Genomic DNA, 15001 nt, shown 5'->3' on the forward strand with positions numbered 1-15001 from the left:
TTTTGATATAATTTGTAAAAAAGGCAATTAGCTAAATAAGGAAACAGATGAAAATTTATACCATTGCACATTCTCCTGACGCAGATGATATTTTTATGTATTATGCTATCAAATTTGGCTGGATAGATAGTTGCCAAGTTCCAAGTTCCAAGTTCCAAGTTAAATATAAGTTTGAAAATATTGCTGAAGATATTGAAACACTAAACCAAAAAACATTAAATAATATCTATGATGTGAGTGCAATAAGTTTTGGTGTTTATCCATTTATAAAAGATGAATATGCCTTGCTTCAAACTGCTATAAGTTTTGGATATGGATATGGTCCAAAGCTTGTTAAGCTTAAAGGCAAAAAACTAAAACCAAATTTTAAAGTTGCATTAAGCGGAGAACATACTACAAATGCGTTGATTTTTAAAATTGCTTACCCAAAAGCAAGAATTGTTTATAAAAATTTCCTTGAAATAGAAAATGCCATTTTGTGTGGTGAAGTAGATGCTGGAGTTTTAATACATGAAAGTATTTTAACTTTTGACGAAAAACTTGAAGTTGAAAAAGAGCTATGGGATATTTGGATAGACTTAGCTGGAAATAGGCCTCTACCCCTTGGAGGTATGGTTATTAGACGTTCTATCCCACTGCTTGATGCAATAAAAATAGAAAATATTCTAACAAAAGCCGTAGAAGTTGCAAATAATCATAAAAAAATACTTGCTAATATGCTCCTTGAGAGAAACCTTGTAAGAGTTGACGATAAAACTCTTGATAAATATCTAAGTCTTTATGCAAATGATAAGTCAATAACTTTAGATGAAGAACAAATTGAAGCAATTAATAAGCTTTTTAGTATAGGTCATAAATATGGTCTTCTTCCTTTTATTAAAGATGTTAGAGAATATATGGTGCCTAAAGAATATATTAAATTAAGAATGGAAAATTGAAAGTTTAGAAAACTAAACTTTCAATTTTTTTTTGGTATAGAGGGAGAATTGAGAATGGAGAATTATGAAAAATGGCTTGAAAAAAATATAAATGCACTAAAATGTAAACCCCGTACTCAAAAACAAAGTTATATAGATTTTTTTGAAGGAGAGTTTAAAGATGATAAAGTTCCTTTGTTTAAAAGAGGAGAAGTTTATTTTGCAAAGTTAACAGATTCTGCAAAAATCAGACCATTTTTAATCTACCAAAATAACTTCTTAAATAGAGCCTGTTTTGAGGGGCTTTATCACACAGTCGTAGTACTACCACTATCTGGTCAAATTTTAGGAGGTGAATATAGAGTTTTTATACCAAAAAGAGATTTAATGACTCGTGACAGTGAAATAGTAACAAATGCAATTGGTATAATTTCAAGCAGCAAAATACTTTTCTCAAAAGGAATAGTTACTAAATTAACAGATGAAGAAATCAAAAAAGTAGAAATCGCCCTTTTAAAAGTATTAGGAGTAAATAATGCAATCTGAAATCATTGCTTTAGCAGTAACAACTCTAAAACTTGCCTTACTTTTATCACTTCCGACGTTACTTGTTGGAATGATAGTAGGACTACTCATTTCAATCTTTCAAGCTACAACTCAAATTAATGAAATGACTTTAAGTTTTGTTCCAAAAATCCTTGCAATCGCAGTTGTTTTAATTTTTACAATGCCTTGGATGATGAATGAGATGATTGACTTTACAAAATATATTTTTAGTCTTATACCAACATTTCTTCGCTAGAAAGTAAAAAATGAAAAGTGAAAAGTGGATAGAAATTAATTTTTCTAAATTCTCTTCTATAAAAATAGGTCCTAAAATAAAAGTCAAAATTATTGATGAAGAAAATTTCAATAATGAGTTTTTAATTGGAAGAGCTACAAATACACTAATTTCTCCAAATGCAAAAAATCTTGGAATATTAAGTGACAAATATAAATTTATTGAATACAAAAATGGCTATTTAAGAATTGGAGGAAAAGTAAAAAATAGAAGTTTATATAATTATTGTAAAAAAAATAACATCGGCGGATTTGAATTTTTAGCAAAACTTCCTGGGACTATTGGTGGCAGTATAAAAATGAATGCGGGAGTAAAAGAAGAAGAAATTTCAAATAATTTAATTGCTATAAAAACACTCACTGGCTTAAAAGAAAAAAAAGACTTAAATTTTAATTACCGATACTCAAACATCAATACTCCTATTTTTGAAGCGATTTTTGAAATAAAAAAAGACTTTGATTTTGAGTTAGATGAGAAATTAAAACTTCTTCGCAAAAACCAACCAATTGCTCCTAGTCTTGGAAGCGTATTTAAAAACCCAAAAGGAAATTTTGCAGGAAAACTCATTGAAGATGTAGGTATGAAAGGATTAAAAAAAGGTGGCATAATGGTAAGTGAACTACATGCAAACTTTTTTATAAATGTTGGTGGGGGAAAATTTGAAGATATGATGTTTTTAATAAATGAAGCAAAAAAAAGAGTGTATGAAAAATTTGGTATAAATTTAGAACTTGAAATTAAAATTGTTTAGATTCAAACTTAGAGTGTAAAAATGCCAACATTAAAAGACCAAGTCCAAGAGTCCCAGTAACAATTTCTCCAACATGAATAAAAATTTTTAATAACATAATAACAGCTAAAACCCCTATTGCATAATGAGCACCATGTTCAAGATATTTATACTCATCAAGTACACCCTCTTTTACCATCCAAATAGTAAGACTTCTAACAAACATAGCTCCAACTCCAAGACCTATCATAATAATTAAAATATTTGAAGTTATTGCAAAAGCTCCAATAACTCCATCAAAAGAAAAACTTGCATCTAAAACTTCTAAATAAATAAATCCCATAAGACCATTTTTTATACCTTCACCACTTAAAGCTTCATTTACTCCATGCAAAATTGAATAACTAAGAAGACCTAAAAAGTAAGCAATAGCAATTTTATAATCCTCTGAATCATACACAACTATTATTCCAATAATTATCGCTATTATTAAAGAAATATTATTTACTTTACCAAATTTCTCAGCAGTTCTTTCAATAGGTTTTATCCATCTAACTTTTTTTTCTTCAAATAAAAAGTCACTAAATACCATCCAAAGAAAAGCACCACCAAAAGCATAAATTAACTTTTCAATTACAAGTAACACTTCATGGTATTTTTTAGGCTCAAATAAAGCTATATTAATAGTTTCCATTATTCCTAAATTTGCTGCAACTGCAACAACTAAAATAGGAAAAACAAATCTCATTCCAAACACAGCTATTAAAATACCCCAAGTTAAAAACCTCTTTTGCCAAACACTATCCATATTTTTTAATATTTTTGCATTAACTACAGCATTATCAAAAGAAAGGGAAATTTCTAAAATTGCTAAAATGGCTGTAATATAAACTGAAGACCATCCTCCTACAAAAAAAGCTAGTATTAGACCAATTAAAGCAACCAAAAAAGAAAAATAAAAATATCTCACTATTCAATCCTTAAATTTTAAATAAACTCTCTAACTTACTCGTATCAGTTGTCTTTTCTTTTGGTTCAGTTAACTCTATTTTATATTTTGTAAGCATACTAGCTAAAGTTATATTTACTCCATTTTTACCAATTGCTTTTGCTTTTTCTTCTGGAGCAACTTCAACATATGCTACTCCCTCTTTTTCATCAATTTTTACATTTTTAACAATTGCAGGAGATAATGCCCTTGCAACAAATATCTCTTTCTTTTTTGAATATTCAATTACATCGATATTTTCTCCATTTAATTCATTTGAAATAGCATTGATTCTTACTCCATTTTTACCAATAATAGTACCTATTGGATCAATTTTTGGATTTAAACTACTAACTGCTACTTTACTTCTAACTCCAGGAATCCTAGCACTAATATGAATTTTAATAATTCCATCTCTAACCTCAGGAACTGCTGCTTCTATTAATTTTTCTAAAAATTTAGGAGAAGTACGACTAAGTTCAATAGTAATTCCTTTTTTATTGTCAAAATGAACATATTTTAGAAGTGACTTTAATACATCACCTACTTCAAATTTTTCTCCCTTAATTCTATTTCTCCTAGGAAGCACCCCTCTTACACCATTAAGTTCTACCCAAGTGTTTTCCTCACTATCTACTTTTACAACTTCTCCACTTACAATTGTATTTAGTTTTGATATAAGTTTTCTATAAATTTCATTTTCTAATAGTCTTGTAATTTCACGTTCAAACTCTCTTTGAAGTGCCATAGCACCACTTCTTCCAAGCTTGCCTAAATCAAGCTCAGCTCTTAATTTGTCTCCAATTTGTACATTCGGATCAAATTCTCTTGCTTCATCAAGATACAAATATTTTCCACTCTCTTCTAATGCTCTATCATCATTTACAATAATAAAGTTTTGATAAATTTTTAATTCACCATCTTCAAGCTCTACATCTATATCAATGTTACCTAGCACTTTTTTTGCTGTTTTTACAATAGATCTCTTAAAAGCTTCTTTTACTTCATTAAAATCCAGTCCCTTTTCATTAGCTACTAGTGATAACAAATCCAATATTTTTTCCACGCTAATCCTTTTTTATTTAGTACTTAGAAAAGGTAAGAAGACAAGAAACTTTAAATACTACCCTTCTATTCCTTCTCACCTCTTCTATACCCTTTTTTTTGTTATAATTTTACACAAATTTTTGATAAAATAATAATAAAAAGGAAATGCATGAAACTAAAACTTATCGGCGCCGATAATCAAATAATTGAAAAAACATATGATGAGTTTTTAAATGAAATTCAGCCGGGTAGCTTTTTTTATTTTCATAAAGACACAAGCTATAAAGATTTAAAAGACTTAATAGATAAACTTGAAGAAGAAGGACATTCTGTATATTTTAGAGAAGTAAAATTTGGCCTTGACGAAGGTGCTTATATGTATGAATTACACATTATATAGTTAATAAAATGGAGAATGGCTAATGAAAAAACTTTATATTGAAACTTTTGGATGTCAAATGAATGTAAAAGATAGCGAGCATATAATTGCTGAGCTATCTTCTTCTTATTCTACTACTGAAGATCCAAAAGAAGCAGATTTAATAATTATAAATACTTGTTCTGTTAGAGAAAAACCTGTTGCTAAACTTTTTTCAGAACTTGGTGCTTTAAAAAAGTTAAACCCTGATGCTAAGTTTGGGGTATGTGGATGTACAGCAAGTCATTTAGGAGAAGAAATTATAAAAAAAGCCCCTTTTGTTAGCTTCGTACTTGGTGCTAGAAATGTCAGCAGAATAACAGAAGTTGTTGAAAAAGAAAAAGCAGTAATAACTGACATTGATTATGACGACACTACATATGTTTTTAAAAATACAAGAAAAAATCCTTATAAAGACTTTGTAAATATTATGATTGGTTGTGATAAGAAGTGTAGTTTTTGTATTGTACCTAAAACTAGAGGAAAAGAAATTTCAATTCCTATGGATTTAATATTAAAACAAGTTGAAGAGTTAGTTAATGATGGTGTAAAAGAAATAACTCTTCTTGGGCAAAATGTAAATAATTATGGAAAAAGATTTAGTGTAGACCACCCTAAAGTAGACTTTACGGATTTATTAAGAGAAGTTAGCCAAATTGATGGAGTAAAAAGAATTAGATTTACTTCACCTCATCCTCTTCATGCTGATGATAAGTTTTTAGATGAATTCGCAAATAATCCAAAAATTTGTAAGCATATTCACTTCCCTCTTCAAAGTGGAAGTACTAAAGTATTAAAAGATATGAGAAGAGGATATTCTAAAGAATGGTTTTTAAATAGGTGCGAAATTTTAAGACAAATTCCAGATGTAGCAATTTCTACTGATATTATTGTAGGGTTTCCAGGAGAAAGTGAAGAAGACTTTAAAGATACTCTCGATGTTGTAGAAAAAGTTAGATTTGAACAAATTTTTAGTTTTGTGTATTCTCCAAGACCTTTAACAGAAGCTGCTAGCTTTACAAACCAAGTACCAAAAGAAATAGCAAAAGAAAGACTATATACACTTCAAAACCTTCATTCACAAATTCTTGATGAAATTGCCAAAAGTCAAGTTGGAAAAGTATATAAAGTTTTAGTAGAAGAAGAAGGAATGGGTAAAAGTGATAATTTTTTCACTGTAAAACTTGACAAAGACCCTAATTTACTTGGTAAAATAGTCGATGTAAAAATAGAAGAAGCCAATAAACATACACTAAAAGGAAAAGTAATATAAAAAAGATAATTCTATTTTTGCTTATTATAGTAATAGGTAGTATATTATATTTTTATTTTAATCCATCATATAGGCTTTCACTTGAGGCAAGGTATTATTTTGAAATAGGTAATTTCAAAAAAGCTTATAACCTTGCCCATAAGGCCTATATTATCGATCCTTATAACAGAATGGCATTTACAATTGAAACTCAAAGTAAAATAGCAAATGAATGGTCAACCTTTATAGAAGATAGTGACAGATATTTTAAAAAAATAGAACAAATAGCAAATAAATCTATAGTAACAAAAAAAGATAAACTTAGAATAAAAATGATGCTAGAAATTTTACTAGATGAATATAAAACATTAAAACCTTCTCTTTTATTACCAGAAGATTTAAAAGAAAAAGCAAAAAAAAGATACGAAAAGGTAAAAAGGCTTTATGAGGAACTTTTTGGAAATTGAAGTAACTAAGTTTTTAAAACATATACAAAAGACTTGTTCAAAAGAAACATACAGAACATATGAAAGTGTATTAAAAGAAGCTATCAATCATATTGAAATAGAAGGAAATATCATTGACATAACTCCATATAGACTGCATATTGCAAACCTAAGTAAAAAAACTATTGCAAAAAAAATATCAAGCCTTAGAAGTTTTTTTGAGTTCTTAAAAATTCAAGGTTATAAATACAAAATAGTAGGTGATGAACATATAAAAGTACCAAAAACCTTACCTAAACCTATAAATATTGAACACATAAAAGAAGCATTAAAAGTCGCAAATTTAGAAGAATATCTGGCTATTATGGTAATTTTTTCCCTTGGACTTAGAATCAGTGAAGCATTAAACATAAAATTAAACGACATAAAAGGTGAATGGATAGAAATAACTGGAAAAGGAAATAAAACAAGACTTCTTCCACTTCATCCAAAACTAAAAGAATTTATAAACAAATTCTTAGAAATTAATCCTAGAAATAAATATCTTTTTGAAAAAAATGGAAATCAAATGGATGACAATCAATTAAGATATATCATTCAAAAAGCGTTTAAAAAAATAGGACTTCATGTAACACCACATCAATTAAGACACTCTTTTGCTACTTTCTTGCTAGATAAGGGAGCCAGAATTACTGATGTAAGTGAACTTTTAGGACATGAATTTATTTCAACCACTCAAATATATACTAAACTTAGTAATTCTTTAAAACTTAAAAACTATTTAAAAGCACACCCACTATGTTAGATAAATTTTTTAAAAAACAATTTGTCTCTTTCTACAAAGACAACAACTATAAACTTATTCTTGAAATAGTAAAAAATAAAAAAGTTTTACAAAGCACTGAAAAAGAATTTAACGAAAAAGAAGAACTTGAAAAGTTTATAAAAGAAACAATAGATGAAAACCCACAAACTTATACCTCTACAATGCTTTTAACACTAAATCAAGGTGTAATGGATAGCTGTTCTAAACAGAAATATCTTGAAAAAGATATAGATTATGACAATATAAAAATTTTATGTATCGATAACAAATATTCTTTCTACGCTTCTATTTATGATTTAAGTAGCATAAAAAAAGAATTTTTATTACCTATTGATTTTATTTATTCAGTATTTGCTATAATAGATAGTATTGCTACTTATAAAAAAAACAGATTTTATATACTAACTATGCATAAGTATATAGCAATTTTAGGATATGAAAACAACAAACCAATTTATAGTGATTTAATAGAACTAAACGAAGAAGAAGAAAAACAAGAAGAAATAGAAGATATAGATATTTTAGATGATATTGAAGATTTGAGTGAAGATATTGAAGAGTTAAGTGAAGACATTGAAGAAACTAGCGTTGATATTGAAGAAATTGATGAAAACCTAAAAGAAAGTGAGTTGACAACTGATATAGAAGTTAATATACTTAATTCAATAAAAGAATCATTAAAAGACTACTATGACAATTACAGCAGCGATTTTATTGAAAAAATAATAATTTTAGATACTGTAGGTATCGATATACAAATTACTAACTTAATAGAAGATGAACTATTCATATCAACTGAAATACAACAGATAGATTTACTAAAATCTATAAATAGGCTTAGCATTGAGAGTATATAGTTTTACAAAACCGGGGAAAAAACCTCTTTTTAAAGAAGATACAAAATTATGGTTAATATTTATTGTTATATCATTTTTGCTATATTTATTATTTGCTCTACTTTTAGTTATTAAAGCTTATTTTTTTAAACAAGATACTGGGAAACTACTTAAAGAAATAGATCTTCTAAAAAAAGAAACAATTGAACTTAACTTGCAAAAAGAATTTATATATACTCAAAAAGCAATACAAGAAAACTTAAATGTAAAAAATGCTCTAACTAAACAACAAATAAAAAATTTACTTGACTTAATTCCAGACCCAATAACTCTTGATAAATTTTATATGGACCACAATAAACTTATAATTTATGGAATAACACCTACAAAAGACATATACAACTTATTAATGCTACCACCCTTGCAGTCTATTTTTGCAAAAACCATTACTACTTTTTACGAGTTACCAAATGGCTGGTATAAGTTCAAATCTGAAAACTTTATAAAAGAAGAGAGTAATGAAACTAAAAATAACTAAACCAAACATCAAAATTCCAAAAATAAAAATTTATGGTATAGATGTTATAAAAAATTTTCTTTTTTTTACATTATATATTTTTATTACTCTTCTAGCAATTGCTATTTTCATAGCCCCTTCTATAAAACATTTTAAAAAAAATCAAAATGAATATTACAAAATAAAAGCTGAGTACACTTCAGTTAAAAATCAATATAATTTAACACTAAATTCTCTAAACAAACTAAAAAAACAAAATGCAAAAATAATTAATGCTTTTAAAAGAGATTTTGATGAAAAAAACTTTAAGCTTTTTGCTGAGAAATTTATGAAAATAAAAGAAATTAAAAAAGATAAAACTAAGCCTTATAAAAATGATTTTCTAAAAACTACATACTACGTAAAAGCTACTATTAATTCACCTAAAAACTTTTATGATTTTATAGACGCACTTAAAAACTACAAATACATAATAAGAGTCTATTTTCCAATTGATTTTACTAAAAAAAATAAAAACATAGAACTGACTTTAAAAATTGAACATTATCGCCTTAAAAACAAAAATGCACTAAAAGCGGAAGAAAAAGCCCACTGAAAATTATATCCGCCAAGCTCACCGGTTACATCTAAAACCTCTCCTATAAAAAATACATTTGGGTTTATTTTACTTCTCATAAATTCATCAATTTCTCTGGTATCAACTCCACCTTTACTTACTTCAGCCCTTTCAAATCCAAATGTCCCTGCAGGTGCAAAAGAGTAAACATTTAAAAGTTTTAATTTTTCTTTTTCTTCTTTTTTTAGGAACTTAATCCTTTTATCTTCTACTCCAGTAGCATTTAAAAACTCTTTTATAAACCTTTTAGGTAAAGGAAGTTGAGTTGAAATTTGTTTGTTTGGATTTTTTAAAAAACTAAAAACTTTTTTACCAGCTAAAAAATCTATCTCTATTCTCCCTTTGTCCCATCTAAGAGAAGCATTAAGAATTGCAGGTCCTGTAATTCCTCTATGAGAAAAAAGTATATTATCTTTATATAAATACTTCCCTATTTTTACATGCGAAAATATTGTAATACCACTAAGTTTTTTAAACCATGATTCATTTGTCTGGACTGTAAGTCCCACAAGGGCTGGCTTTGGTTCTATAACATTATGAGAGAGATCTTTTGCTATATCAAAACCAATTGAACTTGCTCCAAGAGATTTAAAGCTAAGCCCTCCTGTTGCAACTACAATGTTTTTTGCTTTAAATTTTCCTTTGGATGTATAAATAATATTATTTTTTATTTCATAAATTTCTGTATTTAATGAAATATTTTTTACTTTTTTAAAATAATTTAAAAGTACACTAGAAGAATTAAAAAAATATTGATTTTTTTTTAGCTCTTTTACAAAAAGATTATTTTTCTCTAACCAATTAAGTAAATCTTTATTATCGAATTTTTCAAATACTTTTTTTATAAAATCACTATTGCCTCTATAATTTTTTGCCGATAAAAATTTATTAGTTATATTACACTTCCCTCCTCCACTTATTTTTATTTTCTTACCAATTTCACTATTGTGTTCAATAATAAGATAATCTTTTTTTAATAAATCGCCCAAAAATAATCCACTAGCCCCAGCTCCTAAAATAATTGTATCATACAAATCAAAACCTTTTTTGTATAATTATACAAAAGGAGTTATATGAAAAAAAGAATTTATTATAACCATACAGATGCTGGAGGTATTGTATATCATACTGAATATATAAAATTTTGTGAACAAGCAAGAAGTGAGATATTTTTTAAAAAAAATATATTTTTTGAAAATGAAGGATATGTAGTAAAAAACATAAAAGCAAATTTTATACGATCAGCTAAACTTGGTGATATTATTGAAATAAAAACAAAACTAAAAACATTAAAAAAAGCTTCAATAGAACTAATTCAAGAAATTTATGTAGAGAAAGTTAAAATATTTGAAATGGAAATAACCTTAGTATATATAAAAAATGCAAAACCAACAAAAATTCCGCCAAACCATAAAGAAATAATAAATGAACTCGAAAAATAAAGGCAATATTGCTGAGAGTAAAGCCTGCGAATTTTTAGAAAACTTAGGATATAAAATAGTTGATAGAAACTTTTACTGCAAAGGCGGTGAAATAGACATAATTGCATATAAAAATGAAGTGTTCCATTTCATAGAAGTAAAAAGTGGAAAAACTTTTGAACCAATCTATAATATTACTCCTTCTAAACTAAGAAAAATTATAAAATGTGCTCACTTTTATATGAAAAAACAATCAATAAACAGTGCTTTTTGTATAGACGCTATAATTGTTAAAGATAAAATTGATTTTATTCAAAATTTAACTATATAAAAAATAAAAAGGAGAAAGGATGAAAAAGGGGGTATTGAAATTATATTGGCAAAACATTAATTTAACATTAAATTTACTTAAATTTTACAAAAATTTTACAATTTAAATTTTAGATTTAGGTTCTCCTAAATAAAATCCTTGAAAATAATTAATTCCCATATTTTTAGTTATATCAAATATATCCTCTGAATGAACAAACTCAGCAACAGTTTGTATATTTGATTTTTTTGCAAATAGAACAATTGTTTCAACAATCAGCTTTGAGTTATTATCTTTATCTAAATCCTTTATTAAACTTCCATCAATCTTTAAATAATCAATCTTTAATTTTAATATTCTACTAAAATTAGAATATCCACTCCCAAAATCATCTATTGCAAACTTTATCCCATACTGTTTTAACTCTTCTATAAAACTTTTCAAAATATCATAGTTTTTAATTTCGCTCTCAAGTATTTCAAAAGTAACTCTATTTGCTATATTTTTTTTAGTAAAATTATCTCTTATAAATTTACTAATTTCTTTATTCATTACATCCTCTACACTTAAATTAATACTTAAATTAAGAGTTAAATTTTCTTCTAATTTTTTTAATGAAGATTTTAAAATAGCATCAGTTACTTTATGATACATTTTATTTTCTTTTAAAATATCTAAATATTCAAAAATACTTTTAACACTTCCATCATTAAGTACTACTCTACATAAAACCTCATATTTTATTGGTTTTTTATTTTTATCTACAATTGGTTGATAATAAGCTATTATTCTATTATTCTCAATAGCTTCTTTGATCTCTTTTGATTTTTTAATGTTAAATCTAACATCTTCATTCATTTGTTCTTTAAAAACGCTTACTTTTTCTTTTATATCTTTTTTTACAGTCTTAAGTGCAATATCTGCATTTTCAAGAAAAGGGCTACTAGTAGCTATTCCTGCACTAAGAGACACAGTAATTGAAGAGTTCTCAAAAGAAAACTCTTTTTTTTCTATTTTTTCTATTATCTTTTGTGCCATTTTCTCTATTTCTTCATTATTATATTTTGTTTTATCCAAAATTATTGCAAAATCATCTGCTCCTACTCTATAAACTTTTACACTCTCATCTATATTCTTAAAAAAATCTATTAGAGAATCTCCAACTTTTTTTAATATCAAATCTCCAACATGGTTACTAAAAAAATCATTTATATTTTTAAATTTATCAATATTCAGCAAGATAACTGCAGGAGATAAAAATTTTTTAATATCTTGTTTAAACTTATATCTATTGCCAAGTCCTGTCAAACTATCAGTTGCAATTAAAAGTGAAATTCTTTTAACCTTCTCATCAAGAGAAATAACAAGACTAGTTAATATAGTAATTAAAATAGACACAAATGCAACCAACAATATAGATAATATATCAAAAAGTTTTAAATCATTTTTTACTTCTTCTATAAATTTATCAAAGGTATTATCTAAATATAAAACAGTAGGCGCATAACTAATTTTTTTTAAATATATTTGATATTTAGGAAAATATTTTAAAAAGACTTTTAAGTTAGAATAAAATGCTCTATTAAAACTATTTTCACTTGCTGCTAATTTTTGTAACCCTTCAAGCTTTATATTTTTTATAAACTCCATATCAATAGTATTTTTCGCTAAAAATAAAGATGAAAGAATATTCATTATAGGTTTTTTTAATTTTTCATTTAAATCAATAAATCTTAAACTATTTGCAAGATATATAAGTGAATTTTTCAGAGGTAAATTAAATCTCATATATTCGAATATTAAATGTTCTTTTTTTAAAAACTCCTGTTTATACTTTACAAACTCTTTATATGATTCTTTGTAATGGTTTTTAAAAAAATCATTTTTATCTATTTCTTTTATAAGAATTTCTATTTTATGGAGAAGTTGAGTAATTTCATCATTATTATAATATAAAAATAAACTACTATATAAAACTTTATAATTTAATTGATTTTCATAATTTTTAAGCATATTTAAGTTATATAAAATATTATTACTATTTTCATAATATTTTCTTGCATATAAGCTAAAATAAATTATAGAACTAATAACAAATAATCCTATAAATATAATCATCCAAATTTTTAATTTTATATTTTTCGCTTTTATCATCATTCACTCTTTAATATCTTTGGAGTTTCTCCAGTTAATGTCTTTAAAAATAACTCAATTTCATTTATATCTTTTTGAGGTATTTCTATACCAAGATTATATTTTCCTATTAAGTATATTGCTTCTTTGAGAGTTTTTACACTTCCATCGTGAAAATAAGGAGCAGTAAGAGCGATATTTCTAAGAGTTGGTACTTTATATACATATATATCATTTTTTTCATGAGTTACTTCATACCTATCAAAACCTCTTGAAATATTTACATCTTCAATAAAAATACCAAGCTTTTGAAAAGAGTTTCCTCCCATATTTTTACCATTATGACAAGTAATACATCCATAACTTTTAAACAAAAAATACCCTCTTTTTTCTTCTTTAGTTAAAACATCTTCATCACCTCTTAAATACCTATCAAACTTTGAATTTGGAGTAATTAGTGCTTTTTCAAACTCTGCAATAGCATCATACACCATATCATCAGTTATATAATCTTTACCATATACTTGTGAAAATAATTTTCTATACTTTTTACTAGCATTCAATCTTTTCTCAAGAGTTTTTTTATCCATATTCATCTCATTTGGCTCATGATTTGCCAGCATTGCTTGCTGTTTTAAATCTTTTGCCCTTCCGTTCCAAAATTGCCAACAATTAAATACAGCATTATAAACAGTAGGTGAATTCATTGGTTTATCAACTCTACCATATACTCCTATTGAAAATTGCTTATTATCAGCACTTCCATATTCAGGAGGGTGACAAGTTGCACATGAAACTTTTTTATCTCTTGATAAGATTGGATCAAAAAACAACATTTTCCCAAGAATAGCTTTCTCATGATTATATTTTATATTAAGTGGTATTGGTGTAATAGGCTCTGCATTAGCAATAATAAAAGCCGTTAAAAACAGTATCATCACCCTCATTTTCATCCTTAAAATATTTACATTCTACTCTTTTTAGTTTCTCCTCAAAATTTGCACTTGGAAAATCAAGTTTACAAAGTGATGCAATTGTACCTTTTCTTATATTATCGTATGGATGAGTATATAGCTTAAATCCAAGTTTATACAATGCACATCTAACAGGTGTCGCAACTGAATAAGTTGTAATTACACCTTTTTTGTTTATAATTTTTTTTAAGCTTTCAAAATATTCTATACTCCAAAGTTCTTTATTTACTTTTGGTGAAAATGCATCTTGATAAATTATATCAATATTTTTTAGATTTTTTATATATTCTCTTGCATCTTGCAAAGCAATCTCAACAAAAACATATTCATCCTCATATTTTAAATCTTTACTTAAACTCTCTATAATATGTCTAATTTTTTTAAACTCCTCAGGATATTTAAAATGTTTAAGATTTCTTACAAGTTTTTCGTCAAGTTCAGGAGAATAGATTTTAAGTTTAATATCTTTTGGTCTATTAAGGATACTGAGAAGTGTGTTGTATCCAAGTCCATAGCATATATCAAGAATTTTAACTTCTCCTCCATAATAATCATTTTTTTTTGCTACTTCAAAAGCCGGGTAAATATGCTTATACAAACTCTCTATCACTGCCCCTTCACTTGAATGGTAGCATTCATTATATTTTTCACTTTTTAGTGTAATACTTCCATCTTTTGTCAAAACCTCTTTATAGCAATTCTCCATTCTCAATCCTTCATCATTTACTT

Annotated in this window: 19 protein-coding genes; 13 read left to right on the forward strand and 6 right to left on the reverse strand. The window is 26.3% G+C overall.

All coding sequences use genetic code 11. The annotated features are described in order from the left end of the window. Window positions 1–47: 47 nt before the first annotated feature. Genes ACYQ1U_RS05110 through ACYQ1U_RS05125 form a run of 4 tightly spaced genes read left to right on the forward strand, consistent with a single transcriptional unit; the run spans window position 48 to window position 2509 of the window. Window positions 48–938, forward strand: coding sequence for a menaquinone biosynthesis family protein (locus ACYQ1U_RS05110; RefSeq protein ID WP_459885013.1), 891 nt, complete (start codon window positions 48–50; stop codon window positions 936–938). 54 nt (window positions 939–992) lie between these two features. Beyond that, complete coding sequence (locus ACYQ1U_RS05115; RefSeq protein ID WP_459885015.1) at window positions 993–1463, forward strand: type II toxin-antitoxin system PemK/MazF family toxin; 471 nt, start codon at window positions 993–995, stop codon at window positions 1461–1463. Then, window positions 1453–1719, forward strand: a complete 267-nt coding sequence (gene fliQ / locus ACYQ1U_RS05120) for a flagellar biosynthesis protein FliQ (protein ID WP_459885017.1) — start codon at window positions 1453–1455, stop codon at window positions 1717–1719. Before ACYQ1U_RS05115 ends, fliQ begins: the two co-directional genes overlap by 11 nt. Window positions 1720–1747: 28 nt before the next feature. After that, on the forward strand, window positions 1748–2509 hold the full coding sequence (locus ACYQ1U_RS05125) for a UDP-N-acetylmuramate dehydrogenase (protein ID WP_459886400.1): 762 nt from the start codon (window positions 1748–1750) through the stop codon (window positions 2507–2509). On the opposite strand, the gene ACYQ1U_RS05130 is transcribed toward ACYQ1U_RS05125, so the two are convergent. Both ACYQ1U_RS05130 and nusA read right to left on the reverse strand, forming a co-directional pair. Continuing rightward, window positions 2496–3458, reverse strand: a complete 963-nt coding sequence (locus ACYQ1U_RS05130) for a DUF475 domain-containing protein (RefSeq protein ID WP_459885019.1) — start codon at window positions 3456–3458, stop codon at window positions 2496–2498. The genes ACYQ1U_RS05125 and ACYQ1U_RS05130 overlap by 14 nt on opposite strands. A 10-nt stretch (window positions 3459–3468) precedes the next feature. Continuing rightward, window positions 3469–4542: a transcription termination factor NusA gene (gene nusA / locus ACYQ1U_RS05135; RefSeq protein ID WP_459885021.1), complete on the reverse strand. Its 1074-nt coding sequence runs from the start codon at window positions 4540–4542 to the stop codon at window positions 3469–3471. A gap of 150 nt (window positions 4543–4692) precedes the next feature. Here nusA and ACYQ1U_RS05140 point away from each other — a divergent pair, with 150 nt between their 5' ends. Genes ACYQ1U_RS05140 through ACYQ1U_RS05170 form a run of 7 tightly spaced genes read left to right on the forward strand, consistent with a single transcriptional unit; the run spans window position 4693 to window position 9413 of the window. Further along, a complete protein-coding gene (locus tag ACYQ1U_RS05140) occupies window positions 4693–4923 on the forward strand; it encodes an HP0268 family nuclease (RefSeq protein ID WP_459885023.1) in 231 nt (76 codons plus the stop codon). A gap of 22 nt (window positions 4924–4945) precedes the next feature. After that, entirely contained in the window at window positions 4946–6214 is a 1269-nt protein-coding gene (miaB, locus tag ACYQ1U_RS05145; RefSeq protein WP_459885025.1) for a tRNA (N6-isopentenyl adenosine(37)-C2)-methylthiotransferase MiaB, read from the forward strand. Window positions 6215–6231: 17 nt separating this feature from the next. Then, window positions 6232–6660, forward strand: a complete 429-nt coding sequence (locus ACYQ1U_RS05150) for a hypothetical protein (RefSeq protein WP_459885027.1) — start codon at window positions 6232–6234, stop codon at window positions 6658–6660. Further along, the gene (locus ACYQ1U_RS05155) at window positions 6650–7444 is read left to right on the forward strand and encodes a tyrosine-type recombinase/integrase (RefSeq protein ID WP_459885029.1); all 795 of its coding nucleotides are present in this window, start codon (window positions 6650–6652) and stop codon (window positions 7442–7444) included. Before ACYQ1U_RS05150 ends, ACYQ1U_RS05155 begins: the two co-directional genes overlap by 11 nt. Then, on the forward strand, window positions 7438–8322 hold the full coding sequence (locus ACYQ1U_RS05160; protein WP_459885031.1) for a hypothetical protein: 885 nt from the start codon (window positions 7438–7440) through the stop codon (window positions 8320–8322). Before ACYQ1U_RS05155 ends, ACYQ1U_RS05160 begins: the two co-directional genes overlap by 7 nt. Next, window positions 8309–8839, forward strand: coding sequence for a hypothetical protein (locus ACYQ1U_RS05165; protein ID WP_459885033.1), 531 nt, complete (start codon window positions 8309–8311; stop codon window positions 8837–8839). Before ACYQ1U_RS05160 ends, ACYQ1U_RS05165 begins: the two co-directional genes overlap by 14 nt. Beyond that, window positions 8820–9413 carry a hypothetical protein gene (locus ACYQ1U_RS05170; protein ID WP_459885035.1) on the forward strand — a complete coding sequence of 198 codons (594 nt, stop codon included), beginning with the start codon at window positions 8820–8822 and terminating at the stop codon, window positions 9411–9413. The genes ACYQ1U_RS05165 and ACYQ1U_RS05170 overlap by 20 nt, the downstream gene beginning before the upstream one ends. Here the strand turns inward: ACYQ1U_RS05170 and ACYQ1U_RS05175 are convergent. Then, window positions 9362–10468, reverse strand: coding sequence for a BaiN/RdsA family NAD(P)/FAD-dependent oxidoreductase (locus tag ACYQ1U_RS05175; protein ID WP_459885037.1), 1107 nt, complete (start codon window positions 10466–10468; stop codon window positions 9362–9364). The two genes, ACYQ1U_RS05170 and ACYQ1U_RS05175, sit on opposite strands and share 52 nt — an antisense overlap. Before the next feature lie 39 nt (window positions 10469–10507). On the opposite strand from ACYQ1U_RS05175, the gene ACYQ1U_RS05180 reads away from it, so the two are divergent. Further along, entirely contained in the window at window positions 10508–10876 is a 369-nt protein-coding gene (locus ACYQ1U_RS05180) for an acyl-CoA thioesterase (RefSeq protein WP_459885039.1), read from the forward strand. Next, window positions 10860–11186, forward strand: a complete 327-nt coding sequence (locus ACYQ1U_RS05185; protein ID WP_459885041.1) for a YraN family protein — start codon at window positions 10860–10862, stop codon at window positions 11184–11186. The genes ACYQ1U_RS05180 and ACYQ1U_RS05185 overlap by 17 nt, the downstream gene beginning before the upstream one ends. Window positions 11187–11288: 102 nt before the next feature. On the opposite strand, the gene ACYQ1U_RS05190 is transcribed toward ACYQ1U_RS05185, so the two are convergent. Genes ACYQ1U_RS05190 through ACYQ1U_RS05200 form a run of 3 tightly spaced genes read right to left on the reverse strand, consistent with a single transcriptional unit; the run spans window position 11289 to window position 14978 of the window. Then, the gene (locus ACYQ1U_RS05190) at window positions 11289–13319 is read right to left on the reverse strand and encodes an EAL domain-containing protein (protein WP_459885043.1); all 2031 of its coding nucleotides are present in this window, start codon (window positions 13317–13319) and stop codon (window positions 11289–11291) included. Further along, window positions 13319–14251, reverse strand: a complete 933-nt coding sequence (locus tag ACYQ1U_RS05195; RefSeq protein WP_459885045.1) for a cytochrome-c peroxidase — start codon at window positions 14249–14251, stop codon at window positions 13319–13321. Before ACYQ1U_RS05195 ends, ACYQ1U_RS05190 begins: the two co-directional genes overlap by 1 nt. Beyond that, the gene (locus tag ACYQ1U_RS05200) at window positions 14202–14978 is read right to left on the reverse strand and encodes a tRNA (5-methylaminomethyl-2-thiouridine)(34)-methyltransferase MnmD (protein WP_459885047.1); all 777 of its coding nucleotides are present in this window, start codon (window positions 14976–14978) and stop codon (window positions 14202–14204) included. Before ACYQ1U_RS05200 ends, ACYQ1U_RS05195 begins: the two co-directional genes overlap by 50 nt. Window positions 14979–15001 lie beyond the last annotated feature (23 nt).

This window comes from Caminibacter profundus, assembly GCF_054657155.1.